Raw genomic sequence first — 17,251 nt, forward strand, 5'->3', positions numbered from 1 at the left:
TCGGGGGTCAGCCGAGGGTCGCGACCGCGGTGGTGGCGATCTCGTGGTCCTGCTCGGGAGCGCCGCCGCCCACACCGATCGCGCCGATGAGCCGGCCGTCGCGGTGGACCGGGACGCCACCGGCGAGGAACAGCAGCGGACGGTCGAGGGCAGTGGGCAGGGTGTGGAAGACACCTCCGGGCTGGACCGCCTCGACCAGGTCCGCGGTGGGGGCGTCCAGTTGGAGCGCGGTGAACGCCTTGCGGGTGCTGGTCTCCCCCGCGATCAGTACGGCCCGGTCGTCGCGCCGGAAGGCCAGGAGGTGGCCACCGGCGTCGACGACGCTGATCGCGGCCGTCACCCCGGCCGCCTCGGCGGCGGCGCGGGCGGCCTGGACGAGGGCCTCGGCGTCCTGGGTGGTCAGCGGGGCGAGGGCGGTCGCGGGGGTGCTCATGGCGGGTTGGTCTCCTTGACGGTGGGGGTGTGGTGTTGGGGGCACTCAGGGTCGGAGTGGCCAGGGTCGGAGTGGCCAGGGTCGGGGGGGCTCAGTGCCGGGGTGGCCAGGGTCGGGGTGGCCAGGGTCGGGGGGGGCTCAGTGCCGGGCGGCGGCCACGTGGGCCCGCGTGGTGCCGTCGTGGGTGTGGCGGTGGCGGGCGCCGCGGCGCTCCAGGGCGGCCGAGAGGACGGCGAGGACCAGGGCGGATCCGGCGAGGATGGCGCCGACCCAGTTGGGGGCGGTGTAGCCGAGCCCGGCCGAGATCACCAGGCCGCCGAGCCAGGCCGAGAGCGCGTTGCCCAGGTTGAAGGCGCCGATGTTGACGGCGGAGGCGAGGGTGGGGGCGCCCGCCGCGTGGTCCAGCACCCGCTTCTGTAGCGGGGGGACGGTCGCGAAGCCCAGGGCGCCGACGAGAGCGATGGAGACGGCGGCCGCGATCTTGTTGTGCGCGGTGAAGGTGAACGCGGCCAGCACCAGCGCGAGGGCGCCCAGCGATACGTACAGCATCGGCATCAGGGCCCGGTCGGCGAACCGGCCCCCGAGGAGGTTGCCACCGACCATGCCCAGGCCGAAGAGGACCAGCAGCCAGGTGACGGAGGAGTCCGCGTAGCCGGCCACCTCGGTCATCATCGGCGCGATGTAGGTGATGGCGGCGAAGACACCGCCGAAGCCGAGCACGGTCATCGCCATGGCCAGCAGCACCTGGGCGTTGCGGAAGGCGGCCAGCTCATGGACCAGGTGGACACCCTCCGGCTTGGGGATGTCGGGGACGAGCTTGGCGATGCCCACGAGGCCGATCACACCGAGCGCGGCGACGAGGAAGAACGTGGTCCGCCACCCCAGCGACTGGCCGATCGAGGTGCCCAGCGGTACGCCGACGACGTTGGCGACGGTCAGTCCGGTGAACATCATCGAGATGGCACCGGCCTTCTTCTCGGGCGCGACCAGGTCGGCCGCGACGACCGAGCCGATGCCGAAGAACGCGCCGTGCGCGAAGGACGCGACGATCCGTCCCACGGCCATCACACCGAAGGCGGGGGCGAGCGCGGAGAGCAGATTGCCCACCACGAACAGCGCCATCAACAGCATCAGCATGTGCTTGCGGGAGATCTTCGTACCGAGCGCGGTCATCAGCGGCGCGCCGACCATGACGCCGAGCGCGTAGCCGGTCACCAGGAACCCGGCGGTGGGGATGGACACATCGAAGTCCCCCGCGACCTCGGGCAACAGGCCCATGATCACGAACTCGGTGGTTCCGATCCCGAAGGCCCCGATGGCAAGGGCCAGCAGTGCGATGGGCATGAAAGTTCACTCCAAGTGATTGCTACCGCCCTTTACGAGCATCCACAATACTTGCAGACACACTAATTGCAAGCGCGCTATATTGCTCGTGCTGTGCATCACGTCACCGACCCCACCGCGGGCCCCCGTCCCCGCCCCGACCCGCCGCCCCACCCCAGGAGGCATCCATGACCAGGCCCGACCTCGCCGCCACCCCTCTCGCCCAGAGCTGGTGCGCCCTGTCACTGCTGCACAGCGGGATCGAGACGCGTCTGGAGGGGGCGCTCCACACCGGCCACGGGCTCAGCGCCCGCGAGTACGCGGTCCTGGACGTGCTGAGCCGACAGCACGACGGGGACAACGGCCATCTCCAGATGAAGCAGGTCGCCGACGCCGTCGCCCTCAGCCAGAGCGCCACCACCCGCCTGGTCACCCGGCTCGAGGACCGCGAGCTCCTCTCCCGCTACCTGTGCCCCACCGACCGGCGCGGGATCTACACCAACGTCTCCGAGGCCGGTCTACGGCTGCTCCGCCAGGCCCGGCCGACATACGAGAGCGCCCTGCGCGAGGCGCTCGACCTGGCCGCCAAGGACCCGAGGCTCACCACTCTGGTCGCGGCCGTGGCGTCGTTGGAGGCGTCGGTGCCGAAAACACCGTCACCGAAGGCGTCACTGCTGGAAACACCTTCCCTGGAAACACCTTCACTGGAGGCGCCCCACTGGAGGCGTCCGCGCTGAAGGCGTCCGGCTGAGGCCGCGGCGACACCGGACCGGGACAACACCGGACCGCGGCACGGCTCACACCCCGGGGGAGTTCACCCCGGGCAATCTCACACCCCGCCCGAAAGGCCACCGGGCAGCGGCCCCTCGCCCAACTCCCGCTCCGCCGACAGCACCGTCTCGCGGAACGCGGCCACCACCGGCCGCAGATCGACGTGGTGCCAGACCGCCCACAGCCGAACGGACGCCTCGTACCAGGGCAGTGTGCGCACGGCCACCGCGTCCGTCGCACCGCGCACCATGCTCTTCTGCACCAGCGCCAGCCCGAGGCCCGAGGCCACCAGGCCGAGTGCCGTCAGTGGATCCGCGGCGTCGAGCCGGATGTCGGGCGTGAAGCCCGAGGCGACACACGAGGCGACGAACGTGTCCCGCCACACCGGGTCGCCCGGCTCCTCGACCGCGATCCACGGCTGACCGTCCAGGTCCTTCGCCGTGATCGTCTCGTCGGCGGCCAGCGGATGGCCCGCCGGGAGGACGAGCAGCAGCGGGTCCTCCAGCAGCGGCGCGGCGCGCAGCACGGGGTCGTCGCGGTCCGGCGGCTCCCGCACCAGGGCGATGTCGAGGCTGCGCTGGCGCAACCCCTCGAACTGCTCGGCCGCGGGCATGCTGTACAGGGCGACATGGATGCCGGGGCTCTCCTCCTGGAGCCTGCGCAGCGCGCCCGGCAGCACACCTGTGTGCATGGCGTCGGCGGCATAGCCGATGCACAGTCCGCCCTCTTCGCCCCTGCCCAGCCGGCGGCCCAGGTTCTCCAGACGGTCGGCGTGGCGCAGCAGCGCCCGGGCCTCACTCAGGAAGATCGCGCCGTCGCGGGTGAGCCGGATCCGCTGCTGACTGCGCTCGAACAGCGTCAGGCCGAGGTTCTTCTCCAGCTGAGCGATCTGCCGACTGAGAGGAGACTGGGAGATATGGAGTTGCTCTGCGGCGCGGCCGACATGTTCGGTCTCGGCCACGGCGCTGAAGTAGCGCAATTGGCGCAGGTCAAGCATGTAAGACCTCCGAGGACTCAAGTGTATCCAAGAGAGTCTTGGACAGTCTGAAGTAGCGATCCTAGCGTCGAAGGCGAAAGAACGGCGGACCGGCCGCAGGCCACGCGTCCGCCACCTTCCCCCCTCTCCGCAAGGACCTTCCATGACCGTCAAGTCACTGCTCCCCGGTCGCCTCGGCTTGGGCACGGCCCCGCTGGGCAGCATGTTCCGCGACGTCTCCACCGAGGAGGCCGCCGCGACCGTCGACGCCGCCTGGGACCACGGCATCCGCTATTTCGACACCGCCCCGTTCTACGGCGCGGGTCTGTCGGAGATCCGGCTCGGCGACGCGCTGGCCGGGCGCCCCCGCGACGGCTATGTGCTCAGCACGAAGGTGGGCCGCGTCATCCTCGACGAGGTGGAGGACCCCGCCGGCCGTGAGCTCGGCGAGAAGGGCGGCCTGTTCGAGCACGGCCGTCCCAACAAGATGGTGGACGAATGGACGGCCGACGCCACTCTGCGGTCGATCGAGGACAGCCTGCGGCGCCTGCGCACGGACCGGCTCGACATCGTCTGGGTCCATGACGTCGCCCAGGACTTCCACGGCGACGAGTGGCTCTCGGTCTACGAGAGCGCCCGCACCGGCGCCTTCCGGGTCCTCCAGCGCCTGCGCGACGAGGGCGTGATCAAGGCGTGGGGGCTCGGCGTCAACCGCGTCGAACCCATTGAGCTCACCCTCGACCTGGACGAGCCGAAGCCGGACGCCTTCCTGCTCGCCGGGCGCTACACACTGCTGGACCACGACCGCGCCCTTCAGCGTCTGCTGCCCACGGCGGTCGACCAGGGCGTCGACCTCGTCGTCGGCGGCCCCTACAGCTCCGGCATCCTCGCGGGCGGCACCCACTTCGAGTACCAGGAGGCGCCCGCGCACATCATCGAGAAGGTCCAGCGCATCAAGGAGCTCGCCGAGCGGCACGGCATCAGCGTCAAGGCCGCCGCCCTCCAGTTCGCCCTCGCCCATCCGGCGACCGCCGCCGTGATCCCGGGCGCGACCCGGCCCAGCCGCATCGCCGAGGACGTGGCGGCCCTCGGCGAGACCATCCCCGCCGCGTTCTGGACCGAGCTCCGCGACGCCGGGCTGGTCTCCCGCCAGGCACCCCTGCCCACGGCCTGACCATCCGCCACTTCCCCCATCCGACAGGAGCGATCCCCATGGCCTCCACCAGCGCCACCCTCGATCTGCCCATAGCGCCCGAGCGGGTCTGGCAGCTCATCGGCGGCTTCGGCTCGCTGCCCGACTGGCTGCCGTACATCTCCTCGAGCGTCCCCGCCGAGGGCGGCCGCGTCCGTCAACTGCGCAACGAGGAGGGCGGCGAGATCGTCGAACGGCTCGTGGCCTTCGACGACGCGGCACGCTCGTACAGCTACGCCATCCTCGAGGCGCCGTTCCCGGTGACCGACTACCTGTCCACCCTGAGCGTGCGCGAGGTCCCCGGCCAGTCCGGCGCGTCACGCGTCGTATGGTCCGGGACGTTCACCCCCACGGACGTCAGCGACGACGAAGCCGTGGAACTCTTTCACGGCATCTACGCCGACGGCCTCGCCGCCCTGCGCAACACCCTGGCCGGCTGAGCGCTCCGCCCGAAGTGTCCTGACACGCCGTCGGTCGTCCGCGGAGACCGGCCGGGGCGTGTGGGACGGCGTGCCGAGTCCGGAAGCGGTGACGGCTCCGCACTGAGCCCCCCACGCGGAAGGTGAGCGGGTTTCCGGCGGTGCGGAAACCCGCTCACGACACTTCTGGCACGCATGTTCCCGGCGGCCTGAAATCCATACGGATTTCCGGGCCGCCCCACCGGAATGGGTTTCGGAATGGCACCTGAGCGGCCACAGGTGTTGCTGCGGCTTCTCCCGCGTCTTCATCGGGCAGAAGTTCGATGTCGTTCCATGGCCTGAGCATGGCCGATCCGGACCCGTTGCGCGCATCGGTGTGATGGCCACTCAGTTCGCCGAGGCACCGACGCTCTCGTATGTCCGCCGCCCCTTCGGCCCCTGGTGGAGCTTCCGTCCCTGGCGGATCTTCGGCTTCTCCTCGGGGAAATCCGGCAAGTCGAAATTCCGTCAGCCGCGATATATCCAGTTTTTGGACTTTACCAATGCATTACCGGGCTGGAGAATCGGCAAATCGTTTCTCCATATCTACGATCCCAAGCTATGACCGACGACGCTCCACGCGACAACTCCGCCACCCGTGCGCGCTGGCAGACGTGTCTCAAGCTGGCCCGTGAACTCCTTCTCATCGGGCCCGACAACACCGACCTCAAACTCGACTATCTCCATACTCTGATCGACACGGGCCGCCTCGGCCCCACCCGCCACCCCCGCAAGAAGATCCTCATCATCGGCGCCGGTATCACCGGTCTGGTGGCCGGCCGGCTGCTCAAGGACGCGGGCCATGACGTCACCATCCTCGAGGCCAACGAGAGCCGTGTCGGCGGGCGCATCAAGACCTTCCACACCACCAAACACCACCAGCCCTTCGACGACCCGGCCCAGTACGCCGAGGCCGGCGCCATGCGGCTGCCCGACTTCCACCCGCTCGTCCTCGCCCTCGTGGACAAACTCGGGCTCGGCCGCCGCCTGTTCTACAACGTGGACGTCGACCCCTCCACCGGCAGCGGCCCCGATGTCCCCGTACCCCCGGTGACCTACACCTCCTTCAACGGCCGCACCTGGAGCTACGGCGACGAGAGCCCCGACTTCCGCGCACCCGACAAGCGCGGCAACACCTGGATCCGCGCCAACCGCGTCCAGGTGCGGCGCGCCGACTACTCCACCGCCCCGGAGCGGATCAACGAGGGCTTCCACCTCACCGACGACGAGGTCCGCGCGCCCGCCGTGCGGATGGTCGACGACGCGCTGGAGAGCGTGCGGGACTACTACTCCGACCTCGTGGACGGGAAGCGCGTCAACAAGCCGTTCGAGCAGTGGGTCGAGGGCTGGGCGCGGGTGATCCGCGACTTCGACGGCTATTCGATGGGTGGCTTCCTGCGCGACTACGCCGGGCTCAGCGACGAGGCGATCGAGGCCGTCGGAACGCTGGAGAACATGTCCTCGCGGCTGCATCTCTCCTTCTTCCACAGCTTTCTGAGCCACAGCGACATCAACCCGGGCGTGCGCTACTGGGAGATACCCGGCGGCAGCCGGCGTCTGCCGGACGCCCTCCACCAGGGCCTGCGCGACGAGGTGCGGCTCGGCCACCGCATGATCCGCCTGGCGTACCACGACCCCAGCCGCGACACCGCCCCCGAGGGCAGCGACGCCGTCGGACCCGACGAGTGGGGCGTGGCCGTGCGGACCGTCGCCGAGGACGACCCGGCGGGCCCGACCCGGCTGTGGACCGCGGACCTGGCGATCGTGACCATCCCGTTCTCCACCCTGCGCTTCGTGGAGATCGTCCCCTCGATGTCGTACAAGAAGCGCCGCGCCATCATCGAAACCCACTACGACCAGGCCACCAAGGTGCTGCTGGAGTTCAGCCACCGGTGGTGGGAGTTCACCGAGGACGACTGGCGCAACGAGCTCGAGAGCATCGCACCGGGCCTCTACGCCCACTACCAGCAGGGCGGTGGCAACGGCACCGATCCGGTGCCCGCGCTCGTCGAAGCGGGCACCGATCTGCTCGGTGTCGCGGTCAAGGACAGCGGTGTCACCGAGGAGGTGCGGCGGCTCAACAGCACCACGCCGCTGCGCGGACCCGCCGTGCGCCCCGCCGTCCACTGCTTCGGAGGGGGCTCCACCACCGACAACCCCAACCGGTTCATGTACTACCCCTCGCACCGGGTCGAGGGCAGCACCGGTGGTGTGGTGCTCGCCTCGTACTCCTGGTCCGACGACGCCATGCGCTGGGACTCCATGCGCGACGCGGAGCGCTATGTCTACGCGCTGCGGAACCTCCAGGCCCTGCACGGCCGCCGTATCGAGGTGTTCGTCACCGGCGGGGGCGCCACCAAGAGCTGGGCCCGCGACCCGTACGCCTTCGGCGAGGCCGCCACGTACACCGCGCACCAGATGACCAGCTTCCATCTGGACGCCTCCCGCCCCGAGGGTCCCGTGCACTTCGCCGGGGAACACACCTCCCTCAAGCACGCCTGGATCGAGGGCGCCCTGGAGAGCGCCGTCCGCGCCGCCGTCGCCGTCCACCAGGCCCCGCCGGTCACCACCCCGGGCCCGAACCAGGAGGACCCCTCGTGACCGCGATCGCCCCCGAGTGCACGGTCGCCCGCTATCTGGCCCGCCGCCTGGCCGAGCTGGGCATCACCCATCTGTTCGGGGTTCCCGGCAATCACCTCGGCCCGTTCCTCACCGTCCTGCGGGCCGAGGGCGACGTCGAGTGGGTCGGCACCCCCACCGAGGGCGGCGCGGGCCAGGCCGCCGACTCCTACGCCCGGATCCATGGCATCGGCGCGGCCGCGGTCACCTACAGCGTCGGCGCGTTCAACCTGCTCAACGCGTGCGGCGGCGCCTATGTGGAGCATGTGCCGCTCATCGCCGTCAACGCCTGCCCGCCGTACGAGCAGTGGCAGAACTTCCGCGCCCTCGGCCTGCTCACCTCCCATATGAGCCCCCGTACGGAGAGCAATCTGGACGCCTACCGGCAGGTCACCGTGGAGGCGCAGGTCATCTCCAACCCGGGCCTCGCCCCCGGCCAGATCGACGCCGCGCTCACCGCCTGTCTGTCCGAGCGCAGGCCCGTCTACCTCGAGGTCATGGAGGACCTGTGGGACGAGCCCTGTGCCGCTGCCGAGGGGCCGCTGCTGCGCCGTGAGCGGCCGTTCAGCGCGCGCAACCGGACCATGCTGGACAGCGCCGTCGAGGCGATCCTCGCCCTGATCGAGGACCATCCGGGGCCGGACGGCGGGACCCGCCCGATCGTATGGGCGGGCGAGGAGATCGTCCGCTTCCACCTCGGCGGGCAGCTCACCGATCTGACGCAGGCCACCGGGGTGCCGTTCTGCACCACCCTCGGTGCCAAGACCGTCGTCGACGAGCGGTCGCCGGGGTTCCACGGCGTCTACAACGGCAAGGCCAGCCATCCGGATGTGCACCGGATCTTCAAGGAGTGGGCCACCTGCCGGATCGGCCTCGGCACCTGGTCCACCTCGAAGAACCTCGGCGGTGAGCAGTCGGTCGGCACGGACTGGGTGGTGGCGGCCCAGGGCGGGGTCGGCGTCGGCACCAGGTACTTCCCCGATGTCCAGCTCACCCGGCTGATCCCCGCCCTCCAGGACGCGCTGGTGGCGCGCTTCGGCTCCGGGGGTCTGAGCGCCGACTACTACGCCGAGGCCCACGCCCACCACGGCGCGTCCGCCGGGCGTCCCGCGAGCATCGAGGCCCACCGCGCCGCCCTCAGCGTCGGCGCCTCGTCGTCGCGGTCCGGTGAACGGCTCACCTACGACGGGGTGTTCGACCGGATCAACCACTTCCTGGGCCAGGAGACCCGGGAGAGCTGGACGGTGGTCTCCGACGCCGCGTTCTCGCTCATCGGCTCGATGAACCTGACCCTGCCCGCGGGCGGGTTCCTCTCGCAGATCAGCTGGCTGTCCATCGGCTGGTCCGTCGGCGCGGCCACCGGCGCCGCGCTCGCCCCCGAGCGCGGCCACGCCCGCCCGATGGTGTTCGTCGGCGACGGGGCCTTCCAGGAGACCTGCCAGGAGATCTCCACCCACACCAGGCTCGGGCTGCGGTCGGTGGTGTTCGTCATGGACAACGGGCACTTCTACGGCGTCGAGCAGATGCTGGTGGACCCGTCCTACTTCGCGGACCGGGACCCCCACGGCGCGGACGACACCAACGGGGCGGACTTCTACAACGTCCTCCACCCGTGGCACTACGACCGCCTCGCCGAGGTCTTCGCCGGCAAGAAGACCCCGGCGACCGGCGTCAGCGTCGCGCACGCCGCCGACCTGGACGAGCTGCTGACCCGCCTCACCGACCCGACCGACCCGGTCAACGCCGGACCGCTGCTGGTCCGCGTGCGCCTGCACCGGCACGACTACCCGCGGGCGATGGCATACAAAGTGAAAGGGGAGTAGAAGAATGTCGGAGTTCATCAACGTACTGATCGCGTTCGACGCGTCCTCGATCGCCGAGCGCTACCCCGACGCGTCCAAGGATCCCGAATCACCCACCCAGGTCGACCAGAGCCTGATCTATATGACGACGCGCCAGGACCACGTCATCGGCACCTCGGGAGCCGAGCTGAACTTCCGCGCCAACCCCCGGGACATCATCCGGTGGCGCGAGACGACGCTGTCGCTCAACAGCGAGTACAGCGCCTTGCTGTACCGGTATGTGAGCTACGACCCGCTCATCAGCAAGCCGCGGGTCGTCATCAGCGACGGCACCTATCCGCTGCCGAAGGAGGGCGCCACCGACCAGCCGGATTTCGGGACCCAGGACTACGAGGACCACTACTGGGAGTCGGACGTCAACAAGGTCGGCCAGGTCACCTACCACTTCTACTTCCAGCTCCTGGACAGTGGCCAGGAGCTGGTGGGGTACTTCCAGTGGGACCCGTTCATCACCATCGAGAAGCGTTCCTGACGGCCCTCCCCGCGGTCGGGTGACGGAACGTGGGAAACGTCTCGCAGGCGGCGCGGGCATCCGCGCCGCCTGTGAGGCGATGTGGGGCGGCCGGGCACGCCGGCCCGCCGGGGCGTCAGCGCCGTGTGCGGAAGAGCTCCGCCGCGTGCGCTTCCGCGGGGGCGCGCAGCAGGGTGTTGAGCCGGTCGAACAGCTCGGCGGCGGCCACCCCGTTCCACTCCGGCGGAAGCAGCTCCAGGGGGAGCCCCGGGTCGCGGTAGGGCATGCGCCGCCACTGGGTGAGCATCGGCACATAGGTCCGGAACGCCTCCAGCGGCCGTGGCTCGCGCCGGGTCACCGCGTCCAGGACGGGGCGGTACCGGTCCAGGAAGTCCGCGTACATGGCGGTGAGTTCATCGAGGTCCCACCAGGAGCGGACCTTCTCCCGCAGCTCCCCGAAGGCCACGTGGTCACCGGTGAAGATGTCGACGTACGCGGACAGTCCCCGGCGCTCCAGGGTCCGCCGGGTCTCGGCCGCCAGATGTCCGGGGGCGATCCAGACGCCTGACGCGGCGGTGCCGAAGCCGAGCCGGGTCAGGGCCGTCCGCAGCGCATGCCGCTTCTCGCGCTCGGACTCGGGCACGGAGAACACCACGAGCACCCAGCCGTCCTCGCGGGACGCCCTGGCCTGCCGGAAGATACGGACGTCACCCTCGGCGAGGGTCTGGAGGGTGGAGTCGGCGAGCGAGTACCCGGCGACGCCTTCATGGCGCTCACCGCGCAGCACCTCACGGCGCTTCATCCGGGAGACCGAGGACCGCACGGCCCGGCTCTCCACGCCGAGGTCCGCCATGAGGCTGATCACCGAGGCGACCGAGAGCCAGTTGTGCTCGCCCCGTGCGTAGAGGCCGAAGACCGTGAGGATGAGCGGGGCATGACGGGATTCCCGTTCGCCCGCCGCGCCGGGGGCCCGTGTCGTCGTCTGCGCCGTCATGTCCTGGCCACCCTAACGTCTGGCGCGGCGACGGTGATCACCCGCTCCCGCCGGGCCGCGCGGAGGGATACGGGGAGCGCGCCGGTCGTCCCGCCCCTGCCTACGGGCTCGGCACCACGAGCCGTTCCTCCGGTATCACGGCCACGCCCAGGATCTCGATCACTGCCTCGGGCTGCCACAGCGCGGTGCAGCCGATGCCCGCCATGGCCGGGTAGACGGGCCCGGCGAGTTCGCGCCAGGCCCTGCCGATCTCCTTGCCGTGCGCCTGGTAGTCGGGGATGTCGGTGAGGTAGAGGGTCACGCTCACCAGGTCTTCGGGCCGGCCGCCGACCTCCCGGAGCGTGAGGAGCAGATTGGTGAACGCCTGCCGGAACTGCTCGACCACACCGCCCGGAACGATCTTCATGTCGGCGTCGAGGGCGGTCTGTCCGCCCAGGTGGAGCGTGTTTCCGGCGAGTGTTCCGTGCGAGTAGCCGCTGGGCTTCGGCAGCGCGGGCGGGTTCACGGGGACGGGGGGCATGGGGCCTCCGGCTCGGTCGCGTTCCGTCCTGCCCAGGTCGGGCAGGAGCGCTCAGGTGTATTGACTTTAAATGACGACCGTGAGAAACACGAGACATCGGATCCTGGTCCCGACCGAAGGGAGCCGTCCCCATGGAGCCCGACCTGAGCAAGTACCGCCTGGAAGGCGACAATTCGATGTACCGGCTGCCCAGCGGCATCGTCGCCCCCGTGGTGACACGCGGCGGCCTCGAAAGCGGCGACACCGCCGACTCGGGCGGTGCCGTCCGCGTCTCGGGGGTGAGCGCCCAGCACACCCCGGCCACCCGCCTCTGGTTCGGCAAGGTCAGCAATGAACCCGGCTATCGCTCGGTGACCCACCACCACGGCGAGGCCGAGACCGGCGGCTATGTCCTCTCCGGCCGGGCCCGTATCTACTTCGGCGAGGAGCTCGAGGACTACGTCGACATGGAGGAGGGCGACTGGGTGTTCGTGCCGCCCTTCATGCCGCATGTGGAGTGCAACCTCTCCCGCAGCAAGCCGCTGACCTGGATGACCACCCGGACACCGGAGAACATCGTGGTCAACCTCCCCGATATCGCCGACGCCGAGCTGCGCGACTGGCTGGACCGCCGATGACCCGGACACCCCCGACCTCCGCCGTCCTCACCGACGCCATCACCCTGAAGCCCGCCCGGCCCGACCACTTCGACCTCGCCTTCACCGCCACCACCCAGCCCTGCCCCTGGCCCAAGGCGTACGGCGGCGATCTGGTCGCCCAGGCCGCGGCGGCGGCCATGCGGTCGGTGTCCGACGGCAAGTCGCTGCACTCGATGCACAGCTACTTCCTGCGCCCCGCCGACATCGGCGCCGAGGTCCGCTACGAGGTCGAGGTGGTGCGCGACGGCCGCGGCTACAGCACCCGGCAGGTGCGCGGCTACCAGAACGGCAAGCCGCTGTACGTCTGCCTGGCCGGTTTCGCGGCGGGCGAGGCCGGTGCCGCCTTCCACACCGCGTTCGACGAAGACGTACCCGGTCCCGAGGACCTGTCCACCTCGGCCGAGTACCTCGCGGGGCGCGCGGGCGGGTCCATGACCGAGGAGTCCAAGGCGTACTGGTCCGGCGGTCGCGGCTTCGACATGCGGCACGTTCCCGGCCCGGTCTACCTCACCGTGGAGGGGGAACGCCTTCCGCACCAGGCGGTCTGGCTCAGGCCCTTCGACCCGCTCCGCCCGGTCGACGGGCTCACCGACGCCCAGCGGGACCTGGCCGCCCTCGCGTACGTCTGCGACTACACGATCCTCGAACCCGTCCTGCGGGTGCTCGACCTGGCCTGGGCCGAACCCGGGCTGGTCACCGCGAGCCTGGACCACGCGATGTGGTTCCACCGTCCGGGGCCGGTGGACGGCTGGCTCCTCTACGTCCAGGAGGCCGTGGCCGCCGACGCGGGCCGCGGTCTGGGCACCGGCCGCTTCTTCACCCGCGACCACCGCCACCTGGCCACCGTCGTCCAAGAGGGCCTGATCCGCCCCACCTGACCCGCCGTTCTTCCCGGCGGGCTCCCGGAAGGACTCTTCCGTGACGCTTCCGCACCGCCTCTCCCTCTCTGCGCATATCGACACCTTCACCCGCGACCGTCTGCCCCCGGCGGACCTGTGGCCGACGATCGAGTTCAGCACACCGGAGCTGCGCTACCCGGACCGGCTCAACGCGGCCACCGAGCTCATCGACACGCCCATTTCGCTGTTCGGTCCCGACCGTCCCGCCCTGCGGACCCCGTCCGGCGAACTGTGGTCCTACGGCGAACTGCGCATCCGCGCCCAGCAGATCGCCCAGGTGCTCACCGAGGACCTGGGCCTGGTGCCGGGGCAGCGCGTCCTGCTGCGCTCGCCCAACAACCCCTGGACCGTGGCGGCCTGGCTCGGCGTCCTCAAGGCCGGTGGTGTCGTGGTGACCACGATGGCCGCGCTGCGCACCCGGGAGCTCGTCCCCGTGGCCGAGCGCACCCGGCCGTCGATCGCCCTGGTGGACCACCGGTTCGCCGACGATGTGCACACCGTCCGGGACACCGTGCTGCCCGGCCTGGCGGTGGTGGAGTACGGCGGGGCGGGCCCGGAGGACCTGGTGGCCAGGGCCGTGGCCAAGTCCGGCGAGTTCACCGACGTACGCACCGCCGCCGACGATGTGGCGCTCCTCGGCCCCACCTCCGGATCCACCGGCGCCCCGAAGATCACCATGCACTTCCACCGGGACATCCTGTCCATCGACAACACCTTCGGCCGCCACACCCTCGGTCTGGTCCCGCATGACCTGGTGGCCTGCACCGCACCCCTGGCCTTCACCTTCGGCCTCGGCATGCTGGTCGTCTTCCCGCTGCGGGCCGGGGCCTGCGCCCTGCTGACGGAGTCCGCCACTCCCCCGCGGCTCGCGGAGATCGTGCGGCGCGACGGCGTCACCGTCCTGGCCACCGCGCCCACCGCCTACCGGGCGATCCTGCGCGAGGGAAAGGAACAGTGGCTGGCCGGGCTGCGGATCGGGGTCTCGGCGGGCGAGCACATACCCCGCGCCACCTGGGAGCAGCTGCGGACACACATCGGCCTGAAGGTGGTCGACGGCATCGGCGCCACCGAGCTGTTGCACATCTTCATCTCCGCCGCCGGTGCGGACATCCGGCCCGGCGCCACGGGGAAGGCGGTCCCCGGCTACCGCGCCACCGTTCTCGGCCCCGACGGCGCGGAACTCGGCCCCGGGGAACCGGGCAGACTCGGGGTCATCGGCCCGGTCGGCTGCCGCTACCTGGACGGCGAACGACAGCGGGACTACGTCCTGGCGGGCTGGAACATCACCGGTGACATCTTCCACCGGGACGAGGACGGCTACTTCCACTACCACGCCCGCAGCGACAGCATGATCGTCTCCTCCGGGTACAACATCGGCGGCCCCGAGGTCGAGGCCGCCATCGACACCCACCCGGACGTCGTGGAATCCGCCGTCGTCGCCCGGCCCGACCCCGAGCGCGGCTCGATCGTCTGCGCCTTCGTGGTGCTGCGGGACGGTGTGCCGGGCGACGAGGCCAAGGCGAAGGAGATCAAGGACCACGTCAAACGGGTCCTGGCGCCCTATAAGTACCCGCGCGATGTGCGATTCCAGGACGCCCTGCCGCGCAACACCAGCGGCAAGTTGCAGCGCTTCAAGCTGCTTCGCCAGGTGCAAGAGGTGCAGCAGGCCGACGACGAGCGGGCCGCCGAGGCCAAGGCCGTCGCCGAGAGTTGAGAGGAACCCCCGTGAACATCGCGATCATCGGCGGCGGTCCCGGCGGACTGTACCTCGCGGCCCTGATGAAACAGCTCGACCCGGCCCATGAGATCACCGTCTGGGAGCGCAACGCCCCCGACGACACCTTCGGCTTCGGCGTGGTCTTCTCCGACGAGACGCTCGGTGGCATCGAGAACGCCGACACCACCGTCGCCCGCGCCATGGCCAGGCGCTTCGCCCGCTGGACCGATATCGACATCCACTACCGGGGCGAGAGCCACACCGTCGGCGGTCAGGGCTTCGCGGCCATGAGCCGCAAGGAACTGCTCCGGCTGCTCCAGGAGCACTGCCGCGACCTCGGTGTCACCCTGCGCTTCTCGACCCTCGCCCCGGACACCGCGCGGCTGTGCGCGTCGTACGACCTGGTGGTGGGGGCCGATGGAGTCAACTCCGCCGTACGGTCGGCCCACGCGGACGTTTTCCGCCCCTCTCTGGACCGTCGGCGCAGCAAGTACATGTGGCTCGGCACGGACCGGGTCTTCGAGGCGTTCCAGTTCTTCATCAAGCAGACCGAATGGGGGGTGGTGCAGGTGCACGGCTACCCCTACTCCGACACCGGCTCCACCTTCATCGTCGAGATGCACGAGGACGTGTGGCGGCGGGCCGGTTTCGACGCCACCGAGGGAGCCGGTTTCGGGCCGGGCGCCTCCGACGAGCAGGCCGTGGCCCGCGTCCGTGAGCTCTTCGCCGATGAGCTCAGCGGCCACCAGGTGTTCGCCAACAACTCCAAGTGGCTGAACTTCACGACCGTGCGCAACGAGCGCTGGCACCACGGCAATCTCGTGCTCATCGGCGACGCCGCCCACACCGCGCACTTCTCCATCGGCTCGGGCACCAAGCTGGCGATGGAGGACGCGCTCGCCCTGGCCGCCTGTCTGCATGAACACCCGGGCACCGAGGGGGCGTTGGCCGCGTACGAGACCGAGCGGCGGCCGGTCGTGGAGTCCACCCAGCGGGCGGCGCAGGGCTCACTGGAGTGGTTCGAGAACATCGGCATGTACGTCCACCAGGAGCCGACCCAGTTCTGCTTCAACCTGCTGACCCGCTCACGCCGGATCACCTACGACAATCTGCGCACCCGCGACCCGGAGTTCGCCGACCGGGTCGATATGGCCTTCGCCACCGCACAGGGCCTGGACGGCGTGGCACCGGCGATGTTCCAGCCGTACCGGCTGGGCGGGCTGGAGCTGAGGAACCGGGTGATCGTCTCGCCGATGGACATGTACTCCGCGGTGGACGGCGTGCCCGGCGACTTCCACCTCGTCCACCTCGGCTCCAAGGCCATGGGTGGGGCCGGACTGGTGATGACCGAGATGGTCTGCGTCTCGCCCGAGGGCCGCATCACCCCCGGCTGTACGGGGCTGTGGAACGACGAGCAGCGCGAGTCCTGGCGGCGAATCGTCTCCTTCGTCCACGAGCGCGGCACCGCCCGTATCGGCCTCCAGCTCGGCCACTCGGGCCGCAAGGGCTCGACCCGGCTGATGTGGGAGGGCATGGACGACCCGCTGCCGGAGGGCAACTGGGAGGTCGTCGGCCCGTCCCCGCTGCCGTACGGCCCAGGCTCCGCGGTGCCGCGCGAACTCACCCGCGCCGACCTGGACGGGATCGCGGCGGACTTCGTCGCGGCCGCCCGCCGGGGCGCCGAGGCCGGGTTCGACCTGCTCGAACTGCACTGCGCACACGGCTACTTGCTGTCCTCGTTCCTCTCCCCGATCGCCAACCACCGCACCGACGAGTACGGCGGCCCGCTGGAGAACCGGCTGCGGTTCCCGCTGGAGGTGTTCGACGCCGTGCGCGAGGCGTGGCCCGCCGAGCGGCCGCTGATCGTGCGCGTCTCCGCCACCGACTGGGTGCCGGACGGCAACACCGAGCATGACGCCGTCGAGATCGCCCGCGCGTTCATCGCACACGGGGCGGACGCCATCGACGTCTCCTCCGGCCAGGTCACCAAGGACGAGCGGCCCGCCTTCGGCCGCTCCTACCAGACCCCATTCGCCGACCGCATCCGCCACGAGGTGGCCGCCGCCACCGGCGCCGCGGTCATCGCGGTGGGCGCGATCGCCTCGTACGACGACGTCAACTCCCTGCTGCTGGCGGGCCGCGCCGATCTGTGCGCCGTGGGCCGCACCCACCTCTACGACCCGCACTGGACCCTGCACGCGGCGGCCGAGCAGGAGTACCGGGGCCCGGGCGCCGAGTGGCCGGTGCAGTTCCGCGCGGGCGGCCGCAAGCCGCCCGCCTCGCGCACCGACGCCGTACGGCCCCGTCTGTCCCTGCTCCGGCCCGACCCCGCCGACCAGGCCGTCCACCAGCGCTGGACCCCGGCCCGGGAACCGGCCCCGGTCTCCTGACGGGGCCG

The 17,251-nt window shown here is 70.6% G+C and carries 15 protein-coding genes and 1 pseudogene; 11 read left to right on the plus strand and 5 right to left on the minus strand.

The window, feature by feature from the left end; translation table 11 throughout:
- Window positions 1-7 precede the first annotated feature (7 nt).
- Both AB0E24_RS25240 and AB0E24_RS25245 read right to left on the minus strand, forming a co-directional pair.
- Entirely contained in the window at window positions 8-433 is a 426-nt protein-coding gene (locus tag AB0E24_RS25240; protein ID WP_102933841.1) for a GlcG/HbpS family heme-binding protein, read from the minus strand.
- 138 nt (window positions 434-571) lie between these two features.
- Window positions 572-1,777, minus strand: coding sequence for an MFS transporter (locus AB0E24_RS25245; RefSeq protein ID WP_147967423.1), 1,206 nt, complete (start codon window positions 1,775-1,777; stop codon window positions 572-574).
- Window positions 1,778-1,944: 167 nt separating this feature from the next.
- On the opposite strand from AB0E24_RS25245, the pseudogene AB0E24_RS25250 reads away from it, so the two are divergent.
- Window positions 1,945-2,403, plus strand: a pseudogene (locus AB0E24_RS25250) (MarR family winged helix-turn-helix transcriptional regulator); the annotation flags it as partial.
- 182 nt (window positions 2,404-2,585) lie between these two features.
- On the opposite strand, the gene AB0E24_RS25255 reads toward AB0E24_RS25250, so the two are convergent.
- Entirely contained in the window at window positions 2,586-3,524 is a 939-nt protein-coding gene (locus AB0E24_RS25255) for a LysR substrate-binding domain-containing protein (RefSeq protein WP_079256695.1), read from the minus strand.
- 142 nt (window positions 3,525-3,666) lie between these two features.
- Between AB0E24_RS25255 and AB0E24_RS25260 the strand changes: the two genes are divergently transcribed.
- From AB0E24_RS25260 to AB0E24_RS25285, 6 genes are all read left to right on the plus strand, one after another.
- A complete protein-coding gene (locus AB0E24_RS25260) occupies window positions 3,667-4,677 on the plus strand; it encodes an aldo/keto reductase (RefSeq protein WP_359380154.1) in 1,011 nt (336 codons plus the stop codon).
- Between the two features lie 38 nt (window positions 4,678-4,715).
- On the plus strand, window positions 4,716-5,135 hold the full coding sequence (locus AB0E24_RS25265; protein ID WP_069861940.1) for an SRPBCC family protein: 420 nt from the start codon (window positions 4,716-4,718) through the stop codon (window positions 5,133-5,135).
- A 358-nt stretch (window positions 5,136-5,493) separates the two neighbouring features.
- Window positions 5,494-5,718, plus strand: a complete 225-nt coding sequence (locus AB0E24_RS25270) for a hypothetical protein (RefSeq protein WP_206331699.1) — start codon at window positions 5,494-5,496, stop codon at window positions 5,716-5,718.
- Window positions 5,715-7,754 (plus strand): flavin monoamine oxidase family protein, encoded by a 2,040-nt coding sequence (locus tag AB0E24_RS25275; protein ID WP_359380159.1) that lies wholly within the window; start codon window positions 5,715-5,717, stop codon window positions 7,752-7,754. Before AB0E24_RS25270 ends, AB0E24_RS25275 begins: the two co-directional genes overlap by 4 nt.
- Window positions 7,751-9,595 (plus strand): thiamine pyrophosphate-binding protein, encoded by a 1,845-nt coding sequence (locus tag AB0E24_RS25280; protein WP_359380162.1) that lies wholly within the window; start codon window positions 7,751-7,753, stop codon window positions 9,593-9,595. Before AB0E24_RS25275 ends, AB0E24_RS25280 begins: the two co-directional genes overlap by 4 nt.
- A gap of 4 nt (window positions 9,596-9,599) precedes the next feature.
- Window positions 9,600-10,106 carry an inclusion body family protein gene (locus tag AB0E24_RS25285; protein ID WP_069861934.1) on the plus strand — a complete coding sequence of 169 codons (507 nt, stop codon included), beginning with the start codon at window positions 9,600-9,602 and terminating at the stop codon, window positions 10,104-10,106.
- Between the two features lie 115 nt (window positions 10,107-10,221).
- On the opposite strand, the gene AB0E24_RS25290 is transcribed toward AB0E24_RS25285, so the two are convergent.
- Together AB0E24_RS25290 and AB0E24_RS25295 are read right to left on the minus strand one after the other, a co-directional pair.
- Complete coding sequence (locus tag AB0E24_RS25290; protein WP_069861932.1) at window positions 10,222-11,079, minus strand: PaaX family transcriptional regulator; 858 nt, start codon at window positions 11,077-11,079, stop codon at window positions 10,222-10,224.
- A gap of 100 nt (window positions 11,080-11,179) precedes the next feature.
- On the minus strand, window positions 11,180-11,599 hold the full coding sequence (locus AB0E24_RS25295) for a RidA family protein (RefSeq protein ID WP_359380167.1): 420 nt from the start codon (window positions 11,597-11,599) through the stop codon (window positions 11,180-11,182).
- 131 nt (window positions 11,600-11,730) lie between these two features.
- Between AB0E24_RS25295 and AB0E24_RS25300 the strand changes: the two genes are divergently transcribed.
- Genes AB0E24_RS25300 through AB0E24_RS25315 form a run of 4 tightly spaced genes read left to right on the plus strand, consistent with a single transcriptional unit; the run spans window position 11,731 to window position 17,243 of the window.
- Window positions 11,731-12,216, plus strand: a complete 486-nt coding sequence (locus AB0E24_RS25300; RefSeq protein WP_069861928.1) for a cupin domain-containing protein — start codon at window positions 11,731-11,733, stop codon at window positions 12,214-12,216.
- Window positions 12,213-13,115, plus strand: coding sequence for an acyl-CoA thioesterase (locus AB0E24_RS25305; protein WP_359380172.1), 903 nt, complete (start codon window positions 12,213-12,215; stop codon window positions 13,113-13,115). Before AB0E24_RS25300 ends, AB0E24_RS25305 begins: the two co-directional genes overlap by 4 nt.
- 40 nt (window positions 13,116-13,155) lie before the next feature.
- Entirely contained in the window at window positions 13,156-14,850 is a 1,695-nt protein-coding gene (locus AB0E24_RS25310) for an AMP-binding protein (protein WP_359380175.1), read from the plus strand.
- Between the two features lie 11 nt (window positions 14,851-14,861).
- The gene (locus AB0E24_RS25315; RefSeq protein WP_359380178.1) at window positions 14,862-17,243 is read left to right on the plus strand and encodes a bifunctional salicylyl-CoA 5-hydroxylase/oxidoreductase; all 2,382 of its coding nucleotides are present in this window, start codon (window positions 14,862-14,864) and stop codon (window positions 17,241-17,243) included.
- The last annotated feature ends 8 nt before the right edge of the window (window positions 17,244-17,251 follow it).

The organism is Streptomyces malaysiensis subsp. malaysiensis, from assembly GCF_040653035.1.
GTDB lineage: Bacteria > Actinomycetota > Actinomycetes > Streptomycetales > Streptomycetaceae > Streptomyces > Streptomyces malaysiensis.